This is a genomic window from Streptomyces sp. NPDC041940, from assembly GCF_055589465.1.
Map to the genome: position 1 here is coordinate 13,456 of NZ_JBVJBP010000034.1, position 19,262 is coordinate 32,717.

General features: G+C 71.2%; 17 protein-coding genes, 2 tRNA genes and 2 pseudogenes. 10 read left to right on the top strand and 11 right to left on the bottom strand.

What is annotated here, in order from left to right:
- Nucleotides 1-97: 97 nt before the first annotated feature.
- From ACZ6I3_RS37355 to ACZ6I3_RS37380, 6 genes are all read right to left on the bottom strand, one after another.
- Complete coding sequence (locus ACZ6I3_RS37355) at nt 98-1,345, bottom strand: HD-GYP domain-containing protein (RefSeq protein WP_469420795.1); 1,248 nt, start codon at nt 1,343-1,345, stop codon at nt 98-100.
- Nucleotides 1,342-2,706, bottom strand: a complete 1,365-nt coding sequence (locus ACZ6I3_RS37360) for an HD-GYP domain-containing protein (RefSeq protein ID WP_469420796.1) — start codon at nt 2,704-2,706, stop codon at nt 1,342-1,344. Before ACZ6I3_RS37360 ends, ACZ6I3_RS37355 begins: the two co-directional genes overlap by 4 nt.
- 163 nt (nt 2,707-2,869) lie before the next feature.
- A complete protein-coding gene (gene rsrA, locus ACZ6I3_RS37365) occupies nt 2,870-3,181 on the bottom strand; it encodes a mycothiol system anti-sigma-R factor (protein ID WP_031103063.1) in 312 nt (103 codons plus the stop codon).
- Nucleotides 3,178-3,864, bottom strand: a complete 687-nt coding sequence (gene sigR, locus ACZ6I3_RS37370; RefSeq protein ID WP_189723136.1) for an RNA polymerase sigma factor SigR — start codon at nt 3,862-3,864, stop codon at nt 3,178-3,180. Before sigR ends, rsrA begins: the two co-directional genes overlap by 4 nt.
- Nucleotides 3,865-4,120: 256 nt before the next feature.
- Nucleotides 4,121-4,768, bottom strand: coding sequence for an alpha/beta hydrolase family protein (locus ACZ6I3_RS37375; protein ID WP_469420797.1), 648 nt, complete (start codon nt 4,766-4,768; stop codon nt 4,121-4,123).
- Nucleotide 4,769: 1 nt separating this feature from the next.
- Nucleotides 4,770-5,585 (bottom strand): SOS response-associated peptidase, encoded by an 816-nt coding sequence (locus ACZ6I3_RS37380; RefSeq protein WP_469420798.1) that lies wholly within the window; start codon nt 5,583-5,585, stop codon nt 4,770-4,772.
- Nucleotides 5,586-5,635: 50 nt separating this feature from the next.
- Between ACZ6I3_RS37380 and ACZ6I3_RS37385 the strand changes: the two genes are divergently transcribed.
- From ACZ6I3_RS37385 to ACZ6I3_RS37400, 4 genes are all read left to right on the top strand, one after another.
- Entirely contained in the window at nt 5,636-6,358 is a 723-nt protein-coding gene (locus ACZ6I3_RS37385) for a M50 family metallopeptidase (protein ID WP_469420799.1), read from the top strand.
- Between the two features lie 110 nt (nt 6,359-6,468).
- Nucleotides 6,469-7,785, top strand: a complete 1,317-nt coding sequence (gene aroA / locus ACZ6I3_RS37390; RefSeq protein ID WP_469420800.1) for a 3-phosphoshikimate 1-carboxyvinyltransferase — start codon at nt 6,469-6,471, stop codon at nt 7,783-7,785.
- 17 nt (nt 7,786-7,802) lie between these two features.
- On the top strand, nt 7,803-8,813 hold the full coding sequence (gene rsgA, locus ACZ6I3_RS37395; protein WP_469420801.1) for a ribosome small subunit-dependent GTPase A: 1,011 nt from the start codon (nt 7,803-7,805) through the stop codon (nt 8,811-8,813).
- Nucleotides 8,814-8,919: 106 nt separating this feature from the next.
- Nucleotides 8,920-9,243 (top strand): DMT family transporter, encoded by a 324-nt coding sequence (locus tag ACZ6I3_RS37400; protein ID WP_189723130.1) that lies wholly within the window; start codon nt 8,920-8,922, stop codon nt 9,241-9,243.
- A gap of 7 nt (nt 9,244-9,250) precedes the next feature.
- On the opposite strand, the gene ACZ6I3_RS37405 is transcribed toward ACZ6I3_RS37400, so the two are convergent.
- On the bottom strand, nt 9,251-9,859 hold the full coding sequence (locus ACZ6I3_RS37405) for a TetR/AcrR family transcriptional regulator (RefSeq protein WP_469420802.1): 609 nt from the start codon (nt 9,857-9,859) through the stop codon (nt 9,251-9,253).
- Between the two features lie 284 nt (nt 9,860-10,143).
- On the opposite strand from ACZ6I3_RS37405, the gene hisN reads away from it, so the two are divergent.
- From hisN to ACZ6I3_RS37430, 5 genes and pseudogenes are all read left to right on the top strand, one after another.
- Complete coding sequence (hisN, locus tag ACZ6I3_RS37410; RefSeq protein WP_469420803.1) at nt 10,144-10,944, top strand: histidinol-phosphatase; 801 nt, start codon at nt 10,144-10,146, stop codon at nt 10,942-10,944.
- A gap of 143 nt (nt 10,945-11,087) precedes the next feature.
- The gene (locus ACZ6I3_RS37415; protein WP_469420804.1) at nt 11,088-11,480 is read left to right on the top strand and encodes a CBS domain-containing protein; all 393 of its coding nucleotides are present in this window, start codon (nt 11,088-11,090) and stop codon (nt 11,478-11,480) included.
- Between the two features lie 96 nt (nt 11,481-11,576).
- Nucleotides 11,577-11,993: a Fur family transcriptional regulator gene (locus ACZ6I3_RS37420; RefSeq protein ID WP_215118622.1), complete on the top strand. Its 417-nt coding sequence runs from the start codon at nt 11,577-11,579 to the stop codon at nt 11,991-11,993.
- A gap of 30 nt (nt 11,994-12,023) precedes the next feature.
- Nucleotides 12,024-12,787 (top strand): annotated as a pseudogene (locus ACZ6I3_RS37425) (ABC transporter ATP-binding protein).
- Nucleotides 12,788-12,802: 15 nt separating this feature from the next.
- Nucleotides 12,803-13,053, top strand: a pseudogene (locus tag ACZ6I3_RS37430) (ABC transporter permease); the annotation flags it as partial.
- An 88-nt stretch (nt 13,054-13,141) separates the two neighbouring features.
- On the opposite strand, the gene ACZ6I3_RS37435 reads toward ACZ6I3_RS37430, so the two are convergent.
- From ACZ6I3_RS37435 to ACZ6I3_RS37450, 4 genes are all read right to left on the bottom strand, one after another.
- A tRNA-Met gene (locus tag ACZ6I3_RS37435) sits at nt 13,142-13,215 on the bottom strand.
- Between the two features lie 96 nt (nt 13,216-13,311).
- Nucleotides 13,312-15,132: a tetratricopeptide repeat protein gene (locus ACZ6I3_RS37440; protein ID WP_469420805.1), complete on the bottom strand. Its 1,821-nt coding sequence runs from the start codon at nt 15,130-15,132 to the stop codon at nt 13,312-13,314.
- A 234-nt stretch (nt 15,133-15,366) separates the two neighbouring features.
- Nucleotides 15,367-15,440, bottom strand: a tRNA-Met gene (locus ACZ6I3_RS37445).
- A 57-nt stretch (nt 15,441-15,497) separates the two neighbouring features.
- The gene (locus ACZ6I3_RS37450) at nt 15,498-18,446 is read right to left on the bottom strand and encodes a UPF0182 family membrane protein (protein ID WP_469420842.1); all 2,949 of its coding nucleotides are present in this window, start codon (nt 18,444-18,446) and stop codon (nt 15,498-15,500) included.
- Nucleotides 18,447-18,610: 164 nt separating this feature from the next.
- Here ACZ6I3_RS37450 and ACZ6I3_RS37455 point away from each other — a divergent pair, with 164 nt between their 5' ends.
- A complete protein-coding gene (locus ACZ6I3_RS37455) occupies nt 18,611-19,156 on the top strand; it encodes a PPA1309 family protein (protein WP_469420806.1) in 546 nt (181 codons plus the stop codon).
- Nucleotides 19,157-19,262 lie beyond the last annotated feature (106 nt).

The window sequence follows — 19,262 nt, forward strand, 5'->3', positions numbered from 1 at the left end:
GTTCGGTGGGCTGGCCGTAGCTGTGTTTCGAGCCCCCGGACACCTTCTCCTTCGCATCCAACCACGTACGGCCTCCGAGGCGCTCATTACCCATGGGTTACCCAGCCACGGGCAGAGTCAGACTGCTCCTCGCCAGTACACGGGCCAGTGATTCCACCACCTCCGGCGCGTACTTCCCGGCGGTGGCGAGCCGGAGTTCCTCCAGCGCCGTCAGCGGCCCGCCGGGCCCGCCTTCCCTGGACTTCTCCTCGTAAGCGTTCACGGCCCGGACGATTCGCGCGGCGAGCGGCTGCTCGGCGTAGGGGTCGGCCTGCCGCTCCACGACCACGGCGACCGCCTCGTCGACCCCCGTCTGCCGTACGACCGCCCCGCCGAGCAGGGCGATCCGGCGCTGTTCCGCGGCGGGCAGGTCGGCGGTGGCGCCCGCCGGCACCGGGTCGACGAGGCTCAGCTGGCCGATGTCGTGCATGAGCGCGGCGTACTCCAGCACGGCCAGTTCGGGCTCGGTCAGGCCCAGGTCCCGCCCCACCGCCTGGCCGAGGGCGGCAACGCGCCGGGCGTGCCCGCAGGGGGTGTAGCCGGCGACCTCGGTGGCCCGCGCGAGGGAGGCGATGGTCTGCCGGTAGGTGGCCCGGACGGCGGCGTACCGCCGGAACGACATCTGGGCGAGCAGCAGCGGCACGGAGAAGACGGGCAGCGCCCACAGCCCGACGACGGCGACCGCGAGCGCCATCACGGCCCCGGTCGCGATGACGGCGGACCCGATGCCGCACACGGCCCGCAGCTCGTCCCGCAGCACCGGGCCGAAGGGCCAGCCGGTGCGGGAGTGGGCCAGGGCGGCGGCGAGCACCGCGTCGCACAGCGCGGTCAGGGACAGCAGCGCGAGCAGCAGCAACGCGTAGGCGGGTCCGCCCCAGTCGTCGAACATCCCCCGGTTGTACGGGGGCTGGAAGCACACGGCGACGAAGCCGACGGTGAGCATGCGGCGCGCCAGGTGGTCGAGGGTGGGCCCCTGTCCGCGGGCGACGTGCGGCACGCTGCCGAGCAGTGAGGCGGCCAGCACGACGGCGACGACCTGGGCGAGGCCGTGGTGTGTGGCCTGCCCGCCGGCCTCCCCGAGCAGCGCGTACGACAGGGCCGCCGCGGCTCCGAGCGGTGCCGGTTCCCGGACCCGCGCCCCGTTGCGCCGGGTGAGTTCCCCGACGGTGACGAGGACCCCGAAGGCGAGGGCGACGCGGCGTTCCTCGAGTCCGCTGTAGAGGGTGACGGCGAGGGAGCCGGTGGCGAGGAGGGCGGCGCAGGCGTGGACGAGGGTGCGCAGGAGCGGCGCCCCGCACGCGCTCATCGGTGTGCTCCCGGCCGGCTGGAGACGGGTGCGCCGGGCGCGGGGATTTGGGGCGTGTGGGCGTCGTCGGCGGTCACCGCGGGGTGCCAGCCCGCCCGGCGTACGGCTTCCACCAGGGCCGCGACCATCACGGGGTCGAAGTGGCTGCCCGCGCACCGCTCCAGTTCCTCCAGGGCCACCGGGACGGGGCGGGCCCTGCTGTAGCTCCGGGTGGAGGTCATGGCGTCGAAGGCGTCGGCGACCGCCACGACCCGTGCGGACTCCGGGATCTGACGGCCCACCAGCCCGTAGGGATACCCGCTGCCGTCGAGCCGCTCGTGGTGGTGCAGTACGGCGGCCCGGGCCTCGCCGAGGAAGCCGATGCCGCGCACCATCTCGTGCCCGTACTCGGGGTGCAGCTCGATCACGCGCCGCTCCTCGGGGGTCAGCGGCCCGTTCTTCCTGAGCAGCCGGGTGGGCACGCCCAGCTTGCCGACGTCGTGCAGGATCCCGGCGAAGCGGAGCACCTCGACGCGCTCGTCGTCCATGCCCAGCTCGCGCGCGATCATCATGGACGCCTGTCCGACGCGCTCGCTGTGCCCGCGCGTGTACCCGTCCTTGATGTCGACGGCCTGGACCAGCGCCCGGATGGTCGCCTGGTGGGCGGCCCTCTCCCGGTGGTACTGCGCGAACGCCCACCACGAGACGCACATCGGCAGCAGCACGAGCAGCGCGGCCCCGGGACCGTACGGGCTGCGCCACAGGACGGCCATCATCAGCCCGGCGAGCCCGTGCACGGCGATCGGCGCGAGCGACCGCGCCACCAGTCCCCGCCAGGCGCGCCGCACCGGCACCCTCCCCCACCGGCTGAAGGGCGTGGGCGGTGCCCCCACCCCTGCGGCGAGGATCCCGCCGTCCAGCAGCGCGAGCACCAGGCAGAACGCCAGCACGGCGGCCCCGGCCGGTCCGAGCGCGTAGGGGACGTCGCCCGCGACGACGGCGTCCCGCCCGCCGAGCGCCCAGTGCACGTGGGCCGCGGCCCACACCCCGAGGACGAGCTGGGCGGCCCGCCAGACGCGCCGCAGCGCCACGGGCCGCTGCCCGACGGGCGAGAGCAGCGCGGCGGGCACGCCGACCAGGGCGGCGGCGGGCGCCGGCAGCAGGAAGGCGCCGGCGAGCAGCACGGGGTAGAAGGTCCCGGCCGGGTGCGAGATGCCGACGAACCGGGACCGGGCGACGCGCTCGCACCCGGCGTACAGCGCGGCGAGCAGCACGACCGCCCACCACGGCGTACGGACACCGGGCAACGGGAGCAGACAGCACAGGGCGGCGACGGCGACACAGGCGACATACACACGAGCCCGCGCCGATACCGCTTCCATGAGCCCCTCCCCGGCCATGCCCGTCAGGCCCGGAGCCTAGGACGGCAGTGGGGGGCTCCATGGGCCGATAGCCCACGGATTAGCACGTTCGAGTGACGCGTTCGACGATGACTTGAGGATGACTACCCCTGCAGAGGCGGGGTAGTTGAAAGGCGCAGGAGTGTCAGGATTCCTGCGGCGTGGCGGGCGAGGCCGTGACGTCCTGGTCGGGGACCGCCTGGCCGGAACGGATCAGGTCGATCCGCCCCATGACCTTGGCCCGCAGGTCGCCCGGCACGTCGTCATGCCCGCAGCAGCGCTTGACCAGCTTCTTCACGGCCTGTTCGAGCCCGTACTTCTCGAGGCACGGCGAGCATTCCTCGAAGTGGTGCTCGAACTTCACGCAGTCCGAGTCCGGCATCTCCCGGTCGAGGAACTCGTAGAGATGATCGAGGATTTCGCTGCAATCCGTCTCGTGCGGCTCTCCGCAGCTCATGACCCCGAGCCTTTCGCTTCGTTCGACTCTCCGGCACCGGCCGGGACCATCCCGCGGTCACGGGCGTAGTCCTCCAGCATGCCGCGCAGCTGACGGCGGCCACGGTGCAGCCGGGACATCACCGTACCGATGGGTGTCCCCATGATGTCGGCGATCTCCTTGTAGGCAAACCCCTCGACGTCCGCGAGATACACGGCGATGCGGAACTCCTCGGGGATCGCCTGGAGCGCTTCCTTCACGTCCGAGTCGGGCAGGTGGTCGAGCGCCTGCGACTCCGCGGAGCGCAAGCCCGTCGACATGTGCGACTCGGCGCGGGCGAGCTGCCAGTCCTCGATCTCCTCGGCCGCAGAGCGCTGAGGTTCGCGCTGCTTCTTGCGGTACGAGTTGATGAAGGTGTTGGTGAGGATCCGGTACAGCCACGCCTTGAGGTTGGTGCCCTCGCGGAACTGGTGGAAGGACGCGTACGCCTTGGCGTACGTCTCCTGCACCAGGTCCTCGGCGTCGGCCGGGTTGCGCGTCATGCGCAGCGCGGCCGAGTACATCTGGTCGAGGAACTCGAGCGCGTCCCGCTCGAAGCGCGCACTGCGCTCCGCGGCCGTCTCCGCGCCCGTGCCGCCCTGGCCCTCGGGCTGCTCCGCCTGGCCGTGTTCGGTCCCTGCGTCGGTCCCTGTGACCGGACCCACCTCCTCGAGTGTTCTCGTGAGACCGAGACCGGTCTCACCCGAATCGGAGGATAGACGACGATCCGGTCCGCCCGCCGCCCGAACAGGGGCGGTCCTGGCCGCGTGCAGCACCGTCCACTCCAGGTCGGCGCGGCTGCTGCGGCTCGGGCAGATGGTCGAACCCATGCGGCGGACTTCCTCTCCTGTGACGTCTGTGCTGGTCTCCAGCCCGTACGTCCCGCACAACAGTGCTCGCCGCCCCCGCATTCCCGGTGCTTTACCCGAGTGACCCGGTCCACTCCAGGACCGCGTCCGTGATGAGCGCCACGGCCTCGTCCTGGGAGATGTCCGCGCGCTTGGGGACGGCGAAGCCGTGATCGCCGTGGGGCACCTCGACGAGTTCGTACGAGCCCGCGGGGAACTCCTCCGGCTTACCGAAGGGGTCGTTCCCGCCCTGGACGACCAGGGTGGGCACTCCGGAACCGAGCAGTTCGTCGGCCCGGGACTTCTCCGGCTTGCCCGGTGGATGGAGGGGGAAGCTGAGGGCGAGGACTGCGTGGGCGCCCAGTTCGGTGGCGGTACGGCAGGCGACCCGGGCGCCGGCGCTGCGGCCGCCGGAGATCACCGGCAGTCCGGGTGCGGCGAGGGCGGGCCAGATCCCGCGCCAGCCGACGTCCAGGGTCTTCGGCGCGGGCGCCAGCTTCTTTCCGGCCACTCGCCAGGGCTGCTCCACACGGGCCACGGTCACGCCGTGCGCGGGCAGGACCTCGGCCAGGGCCTTCAGGTCGCGGGCCTCGATGCCGCCGCCGGCGCCGTGGCTGACGGCGAGCACCAGCCGGGCCTTCTTCGCCTCGTGCCAGGTGATACGGGCGGTTCCGGCGTCGGTCTCGACAGTCTCCGTCGTCGCGTTCGTCGCATGCGTCACGTCAGAAGAGTGTGCCCTCTTCCGGCCCTTCCAGCTCCTTCAGCAGCTCCGGCCCGTTGTTGCGGACATTGCTGACGGCCGTGGCGACGGGGTAGGCGCGCATCAGCCCGCCGGGCGGCGGGGCGAGCAGTCCGCGCAGGTCCTCGGCGTCCGTGCGGGACGGGTCGAGCCAGGCGTCCCAGCGGTCGGGCGTCAGCATCAGCGGCATCCGGGGGTGGATCTCGGCCAGGGCATGCGGACCGTCCGCCGGGGACACCGCCAGCGGGCTCGCCTCGGCCTCGGTGGTGATGACGGAGCACGTCACCCACCAGGACTGCGGGTGGTCGTCCGGCAGCGTCCTGTCCCGCCAGAACTCGTACAGCCCGGCCATGGCGAAGACCGACCCGTCCGCCGGGGTCACGAAGTAGGGCTGCTTGCGGGGCCTCTTCTTCTTGCCCTCGACCTCCAGCTCGCGCTCCTGTGTGCCGGTGACCCACTCGTAGTAGCCGTCGGCGGGCAGGACGCAGCGCCGGGAGGTGAAGGCACGGCGGAAGGACGGCTTCTCGTGGACGGTCTCCGCGCGGGCGTTGATCATCCGGGCGCCGCCCTCGGGGGTCTTCGACCAGGACGGGACGAGCCCCCACTTCAGCTTGCGCAGCTGCCGAACCGGGCGCGGGTCGTCCACGTCTTTCAGAGGGCGGTCGAGGACGGCGTAGACCTCTTTGGTGGGCGCCACGTTGTAGTCCGGCTCGAGGGTCTCCTCGGGCTCCCACTTCTCGATCTCAAAGATTCCTGCGAGATCCTCTGGCCTGCGACTCGCTGAATACCGTCCGCACATACGTGCCACACTGCCAGATTCCATCCGACCACAGGGAGCCAACGCCGCACATGGACAGCACCGCTACCGCCTCGCTCGCCTCCCTCTGGGACGAGGTCTCCGGCACGCAGCCCTACCCCGACCTGTGGGTGGTGATCGCGACACTGGCCGCCGCGCTCGCCGTGGTGATCCCGCACGGACTGTGGCGCATCTCCCGCAACGCCATCACCATCGCCCACGAGGGCGGCCACGGTCTCGTGGCCCTGCTCACCGGCCGCACCCTCACCGGCATACGCCTGCACTCGGACACCAGCGGCCTGACCGTCAGCCGTGGCAAGCCGCACGGCATCGGCATGATCCTCACGGCCGCCGCCGGCTACACCGCCCCGCCCCTGCTGGGCCTCGGCGGAGCTGCCCTGCTCGGCGCCGGCCGCATCACACTCCTGCTCTGGCTGGCCACGGCCCTGCTCCTGGCCATGCTGGTGATGATCCGCAACGCGTACGGCGCCCTGACCATGATCGTCACCGGCGGCCTGTTCGTCCTGGTGTCCTGGCTGGCCGGCCCTCAGGTGCAGGCGGCGTTCGCGTACGTGGTGGTGTGGTTCCTGTTGCTGGGCGGGGTCCGTCCGGCGTTCGAACTCCAGGCGAAGCGGGCCCGGGGCGGGGCGGGCGACTCGGACGCGGACCAGTTGTCGCGGCTGACGCATGTGCCGGCGGGGTTGTGGTTCTTCCTGTTCCACGCGGTGTCGCTGTGCTCGCTCATCGGTGGGGGCAGGTGGCTCCTGGACCTGTGATGCGCCCCGAAGGGGCGGCTTCACAGGGGCGCGGGGAACGGCGCGCGCAACCACAACGGTGCCGCACCCGAAGAACTACTCGCCTCCCTGCCTGCTTATAAAGTAAAGGCATGGCCCCGAACACCGCAGACACCGCCCTCTGGCCCGCCCCGCACGCGAGCGGAGCCGTCGACGCGACGGTCCACGTGCCCGGGTCCAAGTCCGTCACCAACCGCGCCCTCGTCCTCGCCTCCCTCGCCTCCGAGCCCGGCTGGCTGCGCCGCCCGCTGCGCTCCCGCGACACCCTGCTGATGGCCGGTGCCCTGCGCGCGATGGGCGTCGAGATCGAGGAGGGCGTGGGCCCGGACGGCACCGGCGAGGCCTGGCGTGTGCTCCCCACCGGCCTGCGCGGACCGGCCACGGTCGACGTCGGCAACGCCGGCACGGTGATGCGGTTCCTGCCGCCGGTGGCCACGCTCGCCGACGGTCCCGTCCGGTTCGACGGCGACCCCCGCTCGTACGAGCGCCCCCTGAACGGAGTCATCGACGCGCTGCGCCAGCTCGGCGCCCGGATCGACGACGACGGCCGCGGCGCGCTGCCGCTGACCGTGCAGGGCAGCGGTGCCCTGGAGGGCGGCCAGGTCGCGATCGACGCGTCCTCCTCCTCGCAGTTCGTGAGCGCGCTGCTGCTGTCCGGCCCCCGCTTCAACCAGGGCGTCGAGGTCCGCCACACCGGCACCACGCTGCCCTCCATGCCGCACATCCGTATGACCGTCGACATGCTGCGCGCGGTCGGCGCCCAGGTGGACACGCCCGAGTCGGGTGGCGAGCCGAACGTCTGGCGGGTCACGCCGGGCGCCCTGCTCGGCCGGGACCTGGTCATCGAGCCGGACCTGTCCAACGCCCAGCCGTTCCTGGCGGCCGCGCTGGTGACCGGCGGCAAGGTCGTCGTCCCGGCCTGGCCGGACCGCACCACCCAGCCCGGTGACCGGCTGCGCGAGATCTTCACCGAGATGGGCGGCTCCTGCGAACTGACCGAGTACGGACTCGCGTTCACCGGCTCCGGCTCGGTCCACGGCATCGATGTCGACCTGAGCGAGGTCGGCGAGCTGACGCCGGGCATCGCGGCGGTCGCGGCCCTCGCCGACTCCCCCTCGACCCTGCGCGGCGTGGCCCATCTGCGGCTGCACGAGACGGACCGGCTGGCCGCGCTCACCAAGGAGATCAACGAGCTCGGCGGCGACGTCACGGAGACCGCCGACGGCCTGCACATCCGCCCGCGCCGGCTGCACGGCGGGATCTTCCACACGTACGACGACCACCGCATGGCCACGGCCGGCGCGATCATCGGCCTCGCAGTGGAGGGAGTCCAGATCGAGAACGTGGGGACGACGGCCAAGACCCTGCCGGACTTCCCCGATCTGTGGACCGGGATGCTCGGGGCGTAGGACGCAGGGATCACGTCATGCGCCGCTACGGCAAGCACACCGACGAGGACGACATCCGCACCCGTCCCGGGCGCCGGAACACCCGGCCCCGGACGAACATCCGCCCCAAGCACGAGGACGCCGCCGAGGGCCTCGTCCTCACCGTCGACCGGGGCCGCCTCACCTGTCTCGTGGAGGACCGGGTGGTGATGGCCATGAAGGCCCGCGAGCTGGGCCGCAAGGCGGCCGTGGTCGGCGACCGCGTGGCCCTAGTGGGCGACATGTCAGGCAAGAAGGACACCCTCGCCCGGATCGTCCGCATCGAGGAGCGCACCTCCGTGCTGCGCCGTACGGCGGACGACGACGATCCGTTCGAGCGCGTGATCGTCGCCAACGCCGACCAGCTGGCCATCGTCACCGCCCTGGCCGACCCGGAGCCCCGCCCCCGCCTGATCGACCGCTGCCTGGTCGCGGCCTACGCCGGTGGCCTGGATCCGCTGCTGGTGCTGACCAAGTCGGACCTCGCCCCGCCCGACAAGCTGCTGGAGCTGTACGGCCACCTCGACACTCCCTACGTCGTCACCAGCCGCGAGGAACTGCAGGACGGCACCGCCATCGCCCGGGTGCGCGAGCAGCTCGACGGCAAGATCACCGCGTTCGTCGGGCACTCCGGAGTCGGCAAGACGACCCTGGTCAACGCGCTCGTTCCGGAGGAGCGGCGGCGTACGACCGGGCATGTGAACGCGGTGACGGGCCGAGGCCGGCACACCACCACCTCGGCGCTGGCGCTGCCGCTGTCGGACAACGACGGCTGGGTGATCGACACCCCGGGCCTGCGGTCCTTCGGCCTGCACCACGTGGAGCCGTCCCGGGTCATCCACGCCTTCCCCGACCTGGAGCCGGGCACCGAGGGCTGCCCGCGCGCGTGCAGCCACGACGAGCCGGACTGCGCTCTGGACGCGTGGGTGGCCGAGGGGCACGCGGACCCGGCGCGGCTGTACTCGCTGCGGCGGCTGCTGGCCACGCGGGAGCGGAAGGAAGGCGACTGACCTCAGCGTTGTTTGTCATGGCGTGCGGACGGTAAGTGCATAATCACTAATCGCACCAAGCCGAACGCAAGCGGTCACTGAACGTGGGACACGGGAGGAACGGCTCATGGCGTGGCTGCTGGTCATCGTGGCCGGGTTGCTGGAGACCGGCTTCGCCGTGTGTCTGAAGCTGTCGCACGGTTTCACACGGCTCTGGCCGACGGTCGCGTTCTGCGTGTTCGCCCTCGGCAGTTTCGGGCTGCTGACCCTGGCGCTGAGGAGACTCGACGTGGGTCCCGCGTACGCGGTGTGGACCGGCATCGGGGCGGCGGGCACGGCGATCTACGGCATGGTGTTCCTGGGCGACCTGGTGTCGACGCTGAAGCTGGTGTCGATCAGTTTCGTCATCGTCGGCGTGATCGGGCTGCAGTTGTCGGGCTCGGCGCACTGACGCCCCGTCACCCGGGCTGCCGGTGCAGGGCGCTGCGGACCAGGTCGGTGACGCCGCCCTCGCCGGGTGGCGCGGCCACGCAGGACAGGGCGAGCCGGACGGCGAGTTCGCAGGAGCGGGACAGGTCGGCGGTGTCGGACTTGGGCGTGCCGGGTGCCGACAGGACGGTGACGGCCCGGTCGCGGATGAGGGTGACGAGGTCGCCGGGTGAGGGCAGCGGGCCGTCGGCGCGGCGCTGCGCCGGTACGGCGGAGGTGGAGGGCACGGCCGAGAGGGTCGGCGAGGGCAGCCGTTCGCTCCAGCAGCCGGTCAGCATGGCGCGGACCAGGGCGTTCTCGCGGGCCGCCGAAGCGGTCCACTCGGCGGTGGCGGTGAGCCGGTCGCGGAGGTCGCTGTGGCCGGCGAGCGCGCGGTCCACGCCGGCGAGGTATCCGTCGGTCTCTCTCCTCACGAGCGCCCGGGCGAGGCCGTCCTTGCTGCCGAACTCGTTGTAGAGCGTCTGCCGGGACACTCCGGCCGCCAGGGCCACGTCCACCATCCGCACGGCGGACCACGACCGGCGCGCCAGCGCCGCGTAGGCGGCGTCCAACAGAGATTCCCGCGCTGCAGGCATCATTGCCTCCCCTTGGGGCCAGCGGCTCTGCGCCCAGGTTTGACGCGCGTGGAACCACTGTCAAGGGTTCGCGAGGGCATGCGGGGGCGCCTTTGAGCCGACCTGCGCGGGTACCTCCGGTGGTTGAACCGGGGCCGCCTCCCTGGCACCCCGCTCCGCCGGGTTGCGCACCCACCCGCCCCGGCCCCCACGCCGAGCCCCCGGCACGCCGGGCGACCACAACGCCCCCACACCCCGGCACAAACCCCCTGTAGCCCCACCCCCACCTCGGCAGATAGGTTCGTTGCATGCCCGACTACCTCGACGATCTGCGTCTCGCCCACGTCCTCGCCGACGCCGCCGACGCCGCGACGACGGACCGGTTCAAGGCCCTCGACCTCAAGGTCGAGACCAAACCGGACATGACGCCGGTGAGTGAAGCGGACAAGGCCGCGGAGGAACTCATCCGCGGCCAACTCCAGCGCGCCCGCCCGCGGGACGCGATCCTCGGCGAGGAGTACGGCGTCGAGGGCACCGGCCCCCGCCGCTGGGTCATCGACCCGATCGACGGCACCAAGAACTACGTACGCGGCGTCCCCGTCTGGGCCACTCTCATCTCCCTGATGGAGGCCGGCGAGGGCGGTTTCCAGCCCGTCGTCGGTGTCGTCTCGGCCCCCGCCCTCGGCCGCCGCTGGTGGGCCGCGAAGGGCCACGGCGCCTTCACCGGCCGCAGCCTCACCAAGGCCTCCCGCCTGAACGTCTCCCGCGTCAACAAGCTCGCCGACGCCTCCTTCGCGTACTCGTCACTCAGTGGCTGGGAGGCGCAGGGCCGCCTGGACGGCTTCCTGGACCTCACCCGAGAGGTGTGGCGCACGCGCGCGTACGGCGATTTCTGGCCGTACATGATGGTCGCGGAAGGCTCCATCGACATGTGCGCAGAGCCGGAGCTGTCGCTGTGGGACATGGCCGCTACCGCGATCATCGTCACCGAGTCCGGCGGCACCTTCACCGGACTCGACGCCCGCCCGGGCCCGCACAGCGGCGACGCGGCGGCGTCGAACGGTCTGCTGCACGACGAGTTGCTCGGATATCTCAACCAGCGCTACTGAGCGCGCCCTGAGCGCGCCCCGTTGTTACCGAGCGCCCCCTTGTTGACCCTCCCTTTACCTGCCACCCTGAGAGTCCCCCCAACTTGTGAACTTGTGAAACACTGAACAAACGGCGGGGGCACTCCCAGGAGGTGGCTCCATCCATGCTCGTCCGTGACGCCATGAGCACCGTCGTCCTCACCATCGGCCCGACCCACACCCTTCGCCAGGCCGCCGCACTGATGTCCGCGCGGCGGATCGGGGCGGCCGTGGTGTACGACCCCGACGCCGGCGGCATCGGCATCCTCACCGAACGCGACATCCTCAACTCCGTGGGCCTGGGCCAGGACCCGGACACGGAACGCGCCCACGCCCACACCACCACCGACGTCGTGTTCGCGGCTCCGGCCTGGACCCTGGAGGAGGCGGCACGGGCCATGACACACGGCGGCTTCCGCCATCTCATCGTCCTGGAGGACGACGAACCCGCCGGCATCGTCTCGGTCCGCGACATCATCCGCTGCTGGGTACCGGCTCGCCAGCAGGTACCCGCCTGACAGCACCGAAGCACGTTAGACAGCATCCAACAACAGGTAGATTCTAAACTCACACCTGTTCGGGACCTGGTCCGCTTTGCTGTTAGGCTGGTGGCCATGAGTGACCTTCTGGAACGGCTGCGCGGACGCGGATGGCGGATGACCGCGCAGCGGCGTGTCGTGGCCGAGGTCCTCGACGGCGAACACGTCCATCTGACGGCCGACGAGGTCCACTCCCGGGCCGTCGCCAAGCTGCCCGAGATCTCCCGGGCGACCGTCTACAACACGCTCGGCGAGCTCGTGACCCTCGGCGAGGTGCTCGAGGTCTCCACCGACCAGCGCGCCAAGCGGTACGACCCGAACGCCCACCAGCCGCACCACCACCTCGTCTGCGCCCAGTGCGGCGCGATCCGGGACGTCCACCCGATCGGCAACCCGCTGGCGGACCTCCCGGACTCGGAGCGCTTCGGCTTCACGGTCTCGGACGTCGAGGTGACGTACCGCGGTGTCTGCCCGAACTGCGCGGCCGCCTAGCTCCCTCCTTCTCGACAAGCCCCGGCAGCGATGCGTGCCGGGGCTTGTCGTGTCTGCACACTGACGCGCACCTTCGGCCGGGGCCCCGCGCGGTCGACGCCCTCGGCCCCCTCGACCTGACCGTCGCTCCCGGCGAGTTCGTCTGCCTCGTAGGCCCCTCGGGCTGCGGCAAGTCCACCTTGCTGCGCATCGCCGCCGGCCTGTTACGGCCCAGCACCGGCGCGCTGGAGATCCACACGTCCAGCGCACGCCCGGCGGCCATGATCTTCCAGGACTACGGCATCTACGACTGGAAGACCGTCCAGGCCAACGTCCGCTTCGGCCTCGACGTGCAGCGCGTCCCGCGCCGGGAGGCGAACGCCCGCGCCGCCGAGTGGCTGGCCCGCATGGGCCTCGCCGACTTCGCGCACGCCTACCCGGCGACCCTCTCGGGCGGCGGCATGCGCCAGCGGGTCGCCATCGCCCGCGCGCTCGCCGTCGAGCCCGAACTGCCGCTGATGGACGAACCCTTCGCCGCATTGGACGCCCAGCTCCGCACGATCCTCCAGGACGAACTGCTGGAGATCACCCAGGCCCTGCGCACGACGACCCTCCTCATCACCCACAGCCTGGAGGAGGCGATCGTCCTCGGCGACCGCGTGTTCGTGATGTCCGCCCGCCCGGGGCGGATCATCGCCGAACACCGCCCGCCCTTCCCGCGCCCGCGCACCGGCGACGTCCGCGCCGCCCCCGAGTTCACCGCGCTGAAGAGCGAGCTGTGGGACCTGCTGCGGAAGGAGGCAGTGCCCGCATGACCACCGTCGCCCCCGAACATGTTCGGCCTGGGCGAGGGCCCGCAGGTGGCCCTGGTGGCGGCCACGGTCTTCTTCTTCGTCTGGATCTCCACGATGTCCGCGGTCATGGCGGTCCCCGACGGCCACCGGGACGCCGGCCGGGTCTTCGGAGCCTCCCCGTGGCAAATGTTCCGCCATGTCCTGCTCCTGGTCTCCCTGCCCGCCGTCCTGGTCGGCGCGCGATCGCGGCGGGCGTGGCGGTCCTGGTGATCGTCGCCTCCGAGAGGAGGCGGTGGGGGCACCGCCCCTGAACACACACTCCTGAACATGCACCGAGGGCCGGAACCCTTTCGGATTCCGGCCCTCGGCCTTCAGTAGCGGGGACAGGATTTGAACCTGCGACCTCTGGGTTATGAGCCCAGCGAGCTACCGAGCTGCTCCACCCCGCGTCGTTGAATGCAACGTTACGTGAACGCGGAGGCCGGATGCAAATCGCTTAACGCCGAGGCCTGGCGGCGGGCCGGGCCTCGCAGCCCGGCCCGGCTCTACGCCGACAGCTCCTGCCGAAGCGCGTCCCGCAACCGCGCCGCCCGCTCCGCCACAGACGCGGGCCCGAGAGACACCGCACGGTCGGCCCAGCGCTGCCCCTCCGCCAGCTCTCCCCGACGCGCGTAGACCAGGGCGAGCCGCAGCGCCGCCCGCCCGTGCCCCGCGTCGGCCGCCCGCGTCCACCACACCGCCGCCTCGGGATCGCTCCCCTCCCGGGCCAGCAGCAGCCCCAGATTGAACGCGCCGTTGCGGGACCCGGCCTCGGCCGCCTCCCGGTACCACCGAGCCGCCTCCACGACGTCACCCCGGGCCGCGGCGTGCATGCCGACCCGCACCTGCGCGCGCCGGTGCCCCTGCGAGGCCGCCCGCTCGTACCACTCCTCGCACTCGCTCCGCCGGTGCACCGGCTCCCCGAGCTCGTGCGCCGGCTCCGGCGGCCGGCGCGCGTCCAGCACGGTCGCCAGCCGGTACGCGGCCTCGGCGCTCCCGCCCCCGGCCGCGCACCGCAGATACCGTTCGGCCTCCTGGTCGTCGCCGTCCCGCAGCCGCGCCATGCCGACCTGCAGCGCGGCCTCCGTGTGCCCGGCGGCAGCCGCCCGCTCGTACCAGCGCAGCGCGGCCTGCTCCTCGCCCCGGCCGGCGTGGAGGATGCCCAGGTTGAAGGCGGCGTCCACGCTCCCGGCCTCCGCGGCCTTGGAGAACCACGGCTCCGCGCCCGTCTCGTCCCCGGCCCGCAGCAGCAGGATCGCCAGCGCGTTCGCGGCCTCCTGGTGCCCCGCGTAGGCCGCGCGCCGGTACCACTGCTCGGCGTGCGGGGTGCGCCCCTGCTCGGCGCAGAGCAGCCCGAGGTTGTACGCGCCGTTGACGTCGCCCGCGTCCATCGCGGCCCGGTACCACCGCTCGGCGGTCTGGGTCTCGCCCCGCTCGGCGTGCAGCGCGCCCAGCGCGTTCGCCGCGTTGCCGTCACCGTCCTGAGCGGCCCTCAGCCACCACACGGCGGCGTTCTCGGTGTCGCCCGCGTCGCGCAGCAGGAATCCGAGCGCGCAGGCGGCCCGCGCCTCGCCGTCCTTGGCGGACGTCAGGTACCAGCGCCCGGCCTCCTTCAGCTCGCCGCGCTTCTCCAGGATCGTCCCGAGGTGCAGCGCGGCCCGCCGGTGCCCGCGCGCGGCGGCCTGCAGGTACCACCGCTCGGCCTCGTCCGGCACGGGTGCGCCGTCGTCGCCGGCCTCCCGCGCCGCCTTGCGGTCCAGCGCCCGCGCCAGCCGGTACGCCGCCTCCCGGTGCCCGCGCTCGGCCGCGGCCCGCATCCAGTGCTCGGCCCCGGCGTCACCGCGGTGCTCCAGCAGGTCGGCGAGGGCGTACGCGCCCAGGGTGTGGCCCTGTTCCGCGGACTGGCGCAGCCAGTACTCGGCGGCGGGTTCGTCGCCGCGCTCGCGGTGGTGCCGGCCGAGGGCGTGCGCGGCCGCCGTGGATCCGGCGACGGCGGCGATCCGCCACCATCCGGCGGCCTCGTCGGCGTATCCCCGCTGGTGGAGAAGGACTCCCAGGTTGTTGGCCGCGGCCCGGTCGCCCGCGGCGGTGGCGGCACGCAGATGGGGTTCGGCGCCGTCGAGATCACCACGGCGCAGCAGCATGGCCCCGAGAACACTCATCGCCTCGGCATCGCCGGCCTCCGCGGCGAGCCGCTGACGCAGCTCCTCGGCCGCCTCGTCGGCGATTTCCCCGGTCTCGTCCGGGGTGTCGGTGTCCTCCCGGCTGGAAGGCTGCACAAAACGCCCTGTCTCGAACAGAGTTGCCTTGTCCCCCATAACGTCCATCGTCGCACCACCTGCAACCTGGGTACACCTGGTATACCGCAGCCATTGAGGTCACTACAGCGTTTTGTCGACATGCCCACAGAGAGACAAGTCAAACACAGTTTTCCCAACTCCCCCCGGCGGCACGGCCGCAGCCCCCGCCAGCACATGCGTTCACACATCACGAAGGCCCGGATTCCTGTGTGGAATCCGGGCCTTCGATGTCGCTCCGTCACTCGGACTTCGCGATTTCAGTAGCGGGGACAGGATTTGAACCTGCGACCTCTGGGTTATGAGCCCAGCGAGCTACCGAGCTGCTCCACCCCGCGCCGTTGTGTTCACAACCGTATCACGGCGCGGGTGGAGCATTTGACCAGGCCGGAGGCCTAGCTGCTCGGCTTCGGGCTCGGACTGCCACTCGGACTGGCGCTGGGACTGCCGCTGGGCTTGCTCTCGCCGCCCCCGGCACCGCCGGCCTTGTCCGCCGCGGCCTGCGCCTCCTCGGCACGCTGCAGGGCGTCCTCCAGGTCCTTCTGTGCCCGGCCGTACGCCTCCCAGTCGTTCTCCTTCAGGGCGTCCTGGCCCTCGGTGAACGCCTTCTGGGCGTCTTCCAGGGCCTGCTTGACCGTCGGGTCCTCGGACGCCGGTGGAGGCGTCGTGTCGCCGTCCTCCGGTGGCTCAGGCGTGGCGCCCTCCGCCCCGAAGATCTTGTTGAGGGCCTCGTCGAGCGTGTTCTCGAAGGCCGTCTGGCCTCCGTAGGTGACCAGCACCTTGCGCAGCAGCGGGTACTTCAGTCCACCACCGCGTACGTAGACCGGCTCCACGTAGAGCAGTCCTCCGTCGAGGGGCACCGTCAGCAGGTTGCCGTACTCGACCTCGGAGTCACCGCCTCTCAGGAGCCTGATGGACTCGGCGATGTCCTCCTGGGAGTTGAACTGGCTCTGGACCTGCTTGGGGCCGTTGACCGTGGTGTTGGTCGGCAGTTTCAGGATTCTGATCTTGCCGTAGTCGCTGGCGCCGGCCTCGGCGTCGACCGCCATGAACGCGCTGAGATTGTCCCGGCCGTTGGGCGTGAGGGTCGTCGTCAGCGAGAACGCCTGTGCCTTCTGGTCGGGCATCTTCATGCTCAGGTAGTACGGCGGCACCGCGTTGCCCGACCGGTTCGTCGGGTCGTCCGGCACCTGCCACACCTCGCTGCCGCTGAGGAACGTCGTCGCGTCCTTCACGTGGTAACGCGTGAGCAGTTCCCGCTGGACCTTGAACAGGTCCTGGGGGTAGCGCAGATGATCCATCAGCGGCTTGGAGATCTCGCTCTTGGGCTTCACCGTGTCCGGGAAGGCCTTCATCCAGGTCTTCAGGACCGGATCCTTGGTGTCCCACTGGAAGAGCTTGACCTCTCCGGTGTACGCGTCGACGGTCGCCTTCACCGAGTTGCGGATGTAGTTGACCTGGTTCTGCTGGGCCACCACCGCGCGGTTGTCGTTGGTGGCGGTCAGCGAGTCGGCCGTGGTGTCACCGAGGGTCGTACGCGAGGAGTACGGGTATCCGTTCGTCGTCGTGTACGCGTCGACGATCCACTGGATACGGCCGTCCACGACCGCCGGGTAGGCGTCACCGTCGATGGTCAGCCAGGGGGCGACCGCCTCGACGCGCTCCTTGGGCGTGCGGTTGTACAGGACCCGCGAACCCTCGCCGATGGCGCCGGAGTAGAGGATCTGCGGTTCGCCGAACGCCACCGCGTACGCGGCCCGGTTGACCGGGTTGGAGAGGTTGACCCCGCTGTCGCCCTTGTAGCTGGTGGTCTTCTCGCCATTGTCGTCGGAGTAGTCGATCTCCTTCTGGGGACCGCCGACGATCGAGTACGTGGTGGTCTTCTCGCCGTAGTAGACCCGCTGCTCGTACGTGCCGAGGTCGCCCTCGGAGGGCAGGTCGGACTCCGTGAAGTTCGGACGGCCCTGGGCGTCGGCGCTGGTGCCCTCGGCCGCGACCGCTCCGTATCCGTGGGTGTAGCGGAAGTGGTTGTTGATCCAGTTCTTCTTCGGGATGCCCGCGAGGTTCAGCTCACGCAGGCCGATGACCGTGTCCTGGTCCTTGCCGTCCTTGGCGTAACGGTCCACGTCCAGGTTGTTCGGGAACGCGTAGTAGTTCCTGATCTGCTGGAGCTGCTGGAACGTCGGCGAGACGATGTTCGGGTCCATGATCCGGATGCTCGCCGTGGAGTCGACGTCATCACGGAGTTTGGTCTTGTCCTCGGTCTTGCTGGTCCCCGTGTAGTCGGTGACCTTGGTGCCGTCGATGCCGTAGGCCTTGCGCGTCGCCTCGAGGTTCTTCTCGACGTACGGCGCTTCCTTGGCCTGCTCGTTCGGCTGGACCTGGAACTTCTGCACGATCGCCGGGTACAGGCCGCCGATGAGGATCGCGGAGAGCACCATCAGGCCGAAGCCGATCACGGGCAGCTGCCAGGTCCGCCGCCACAGGGTGGCGAAGAACAGCAGCGCGCAGATGACGGCGATGCAGAACAGGATCGTCTTGGCCGGCAGATAGGCGTTGGCGTCGACGTACCTCAGGCCCGTCCAGTTGTCGGTCGCCCTGAAGTCGCTGGACTTGACCGCGAGTCCGTACCGGTCGAGCCAGTACGCGACCGCCTTCAGTGCCACGAAGACGCCGATGAGCACCGACAGGTGCCCGGTGGCCGCCGCCGTCGCGCGCGCGCCGGGGCTGGTGACACGCAGCCCGCCGTACAGGTAGTGCGTGAGCGCGGCGGCGATCACGGACAGGATCGCCGCGGCGAAGCCGAAGCCGAGCAGGAACCGGTACCAGGGCAGGTCGAAGGCGTAGAACGAGACGTCCAGCTTGAACTGGGGGTCCTTCTCGCCGAACGGCACGCCGTTGACCCACATCAGCCAGGTCCGCCACTGGCCGGACGCGGAGGCGCCGGCGATCAGGCCCACCAGGGCGGTGATCCCGAACAGCAGCCACTTCTTGTAGGGCGCGATGCCCATCCGGTAGCGGTCGAGGTTCTGCTGCTCCATCGACATGGCGCTCAGCGGTGGCCGCAGCCGGTGCGCCAGCCAGATGTTGAGGCCGACGGCGACGGCCATGAGCAGGCCGAAGACGAAGAACAACCCGATCTTGGTCCACAGGGTCGTGGTGAAGACCGATGAGTAGTTCACCGACCGGTACCAGAGCCAGTCCGTCCAAAAGCCCGCGAACATGGTGAACGCCATGCCGAGGACGGCCAGGACGCCCAGCGTCATGAGCAGGGTGCGGACACGCCGGGACGGGCGGCCCACTCTCATCCGCGGCCCTGTCGGGCCTCCGCCGCGGTCCGGCATCTGGAAAGCCAAGGTGCGCACCTCGAAGTTCGCTGTTGATCCGTCAGGCCCGCGTCTTCACGGACCGTGCGTGGCCCCCGGTGATCGTGGGCCCCCACCTATGCAACTTACTCACCGTTTACTCGGTTCCCGATTCCGGCCAGGAACGAGGCAGGATTGTGACCATGTCCAACACTCCCATGGCTGCGAACCCGCTCACCCGGGCCGTTCTCGAGATCGACGAGTACGTCTCCGGGCTCGGCTGGGACCAGCCCGCCCGCCTTTTCGCCCTCGTCGACACCGCACGGCTGCGGGCCGAACAGCCCTCGCTCGCCGACCGGCTCGGTCTCGGGGCCGAGTCGGAGAACTCCGGCCTCACCCCGATCGAGCAGGACGAGGTTCCAACGGGCAAGCCGCTCGACGAGTTCCTCGCCACCATCGCCTGGCCCGACGCGGTGGTCGGCTGCGCCCTCGCCGTGGAGCGTCTGATGCTGCCGCCGTCCGCGGAAGCCCAGGTTCCGCAGGGCCTGAGCCAGGCCGCGCTGACGAAGTGGGTGGCGGACCACCCGGACCGTCAGGAGGTCCGGATGACGGTCGCGGTCCTGCGCGACGGCGCCCGCGAGTCGGCCCTGCGCCTGCGCGAGAAGGACTCCGCCACGGAGGTCCTCACCGGCTCCGACCTGGTCCCGGGCCTGGCGGAGGCGCTGGCGGCGACGTTCGAGGAGGAGTAGAGCGGGAGCAGCGCGGCGTGAGGGGGCTCGCCGGCCCCTCGGGACCCTCGGGCCCCACCGGTCCCGCAAGGCCCCCTCAGTCGCGCCGGTCGCCTTGCTCCGACGC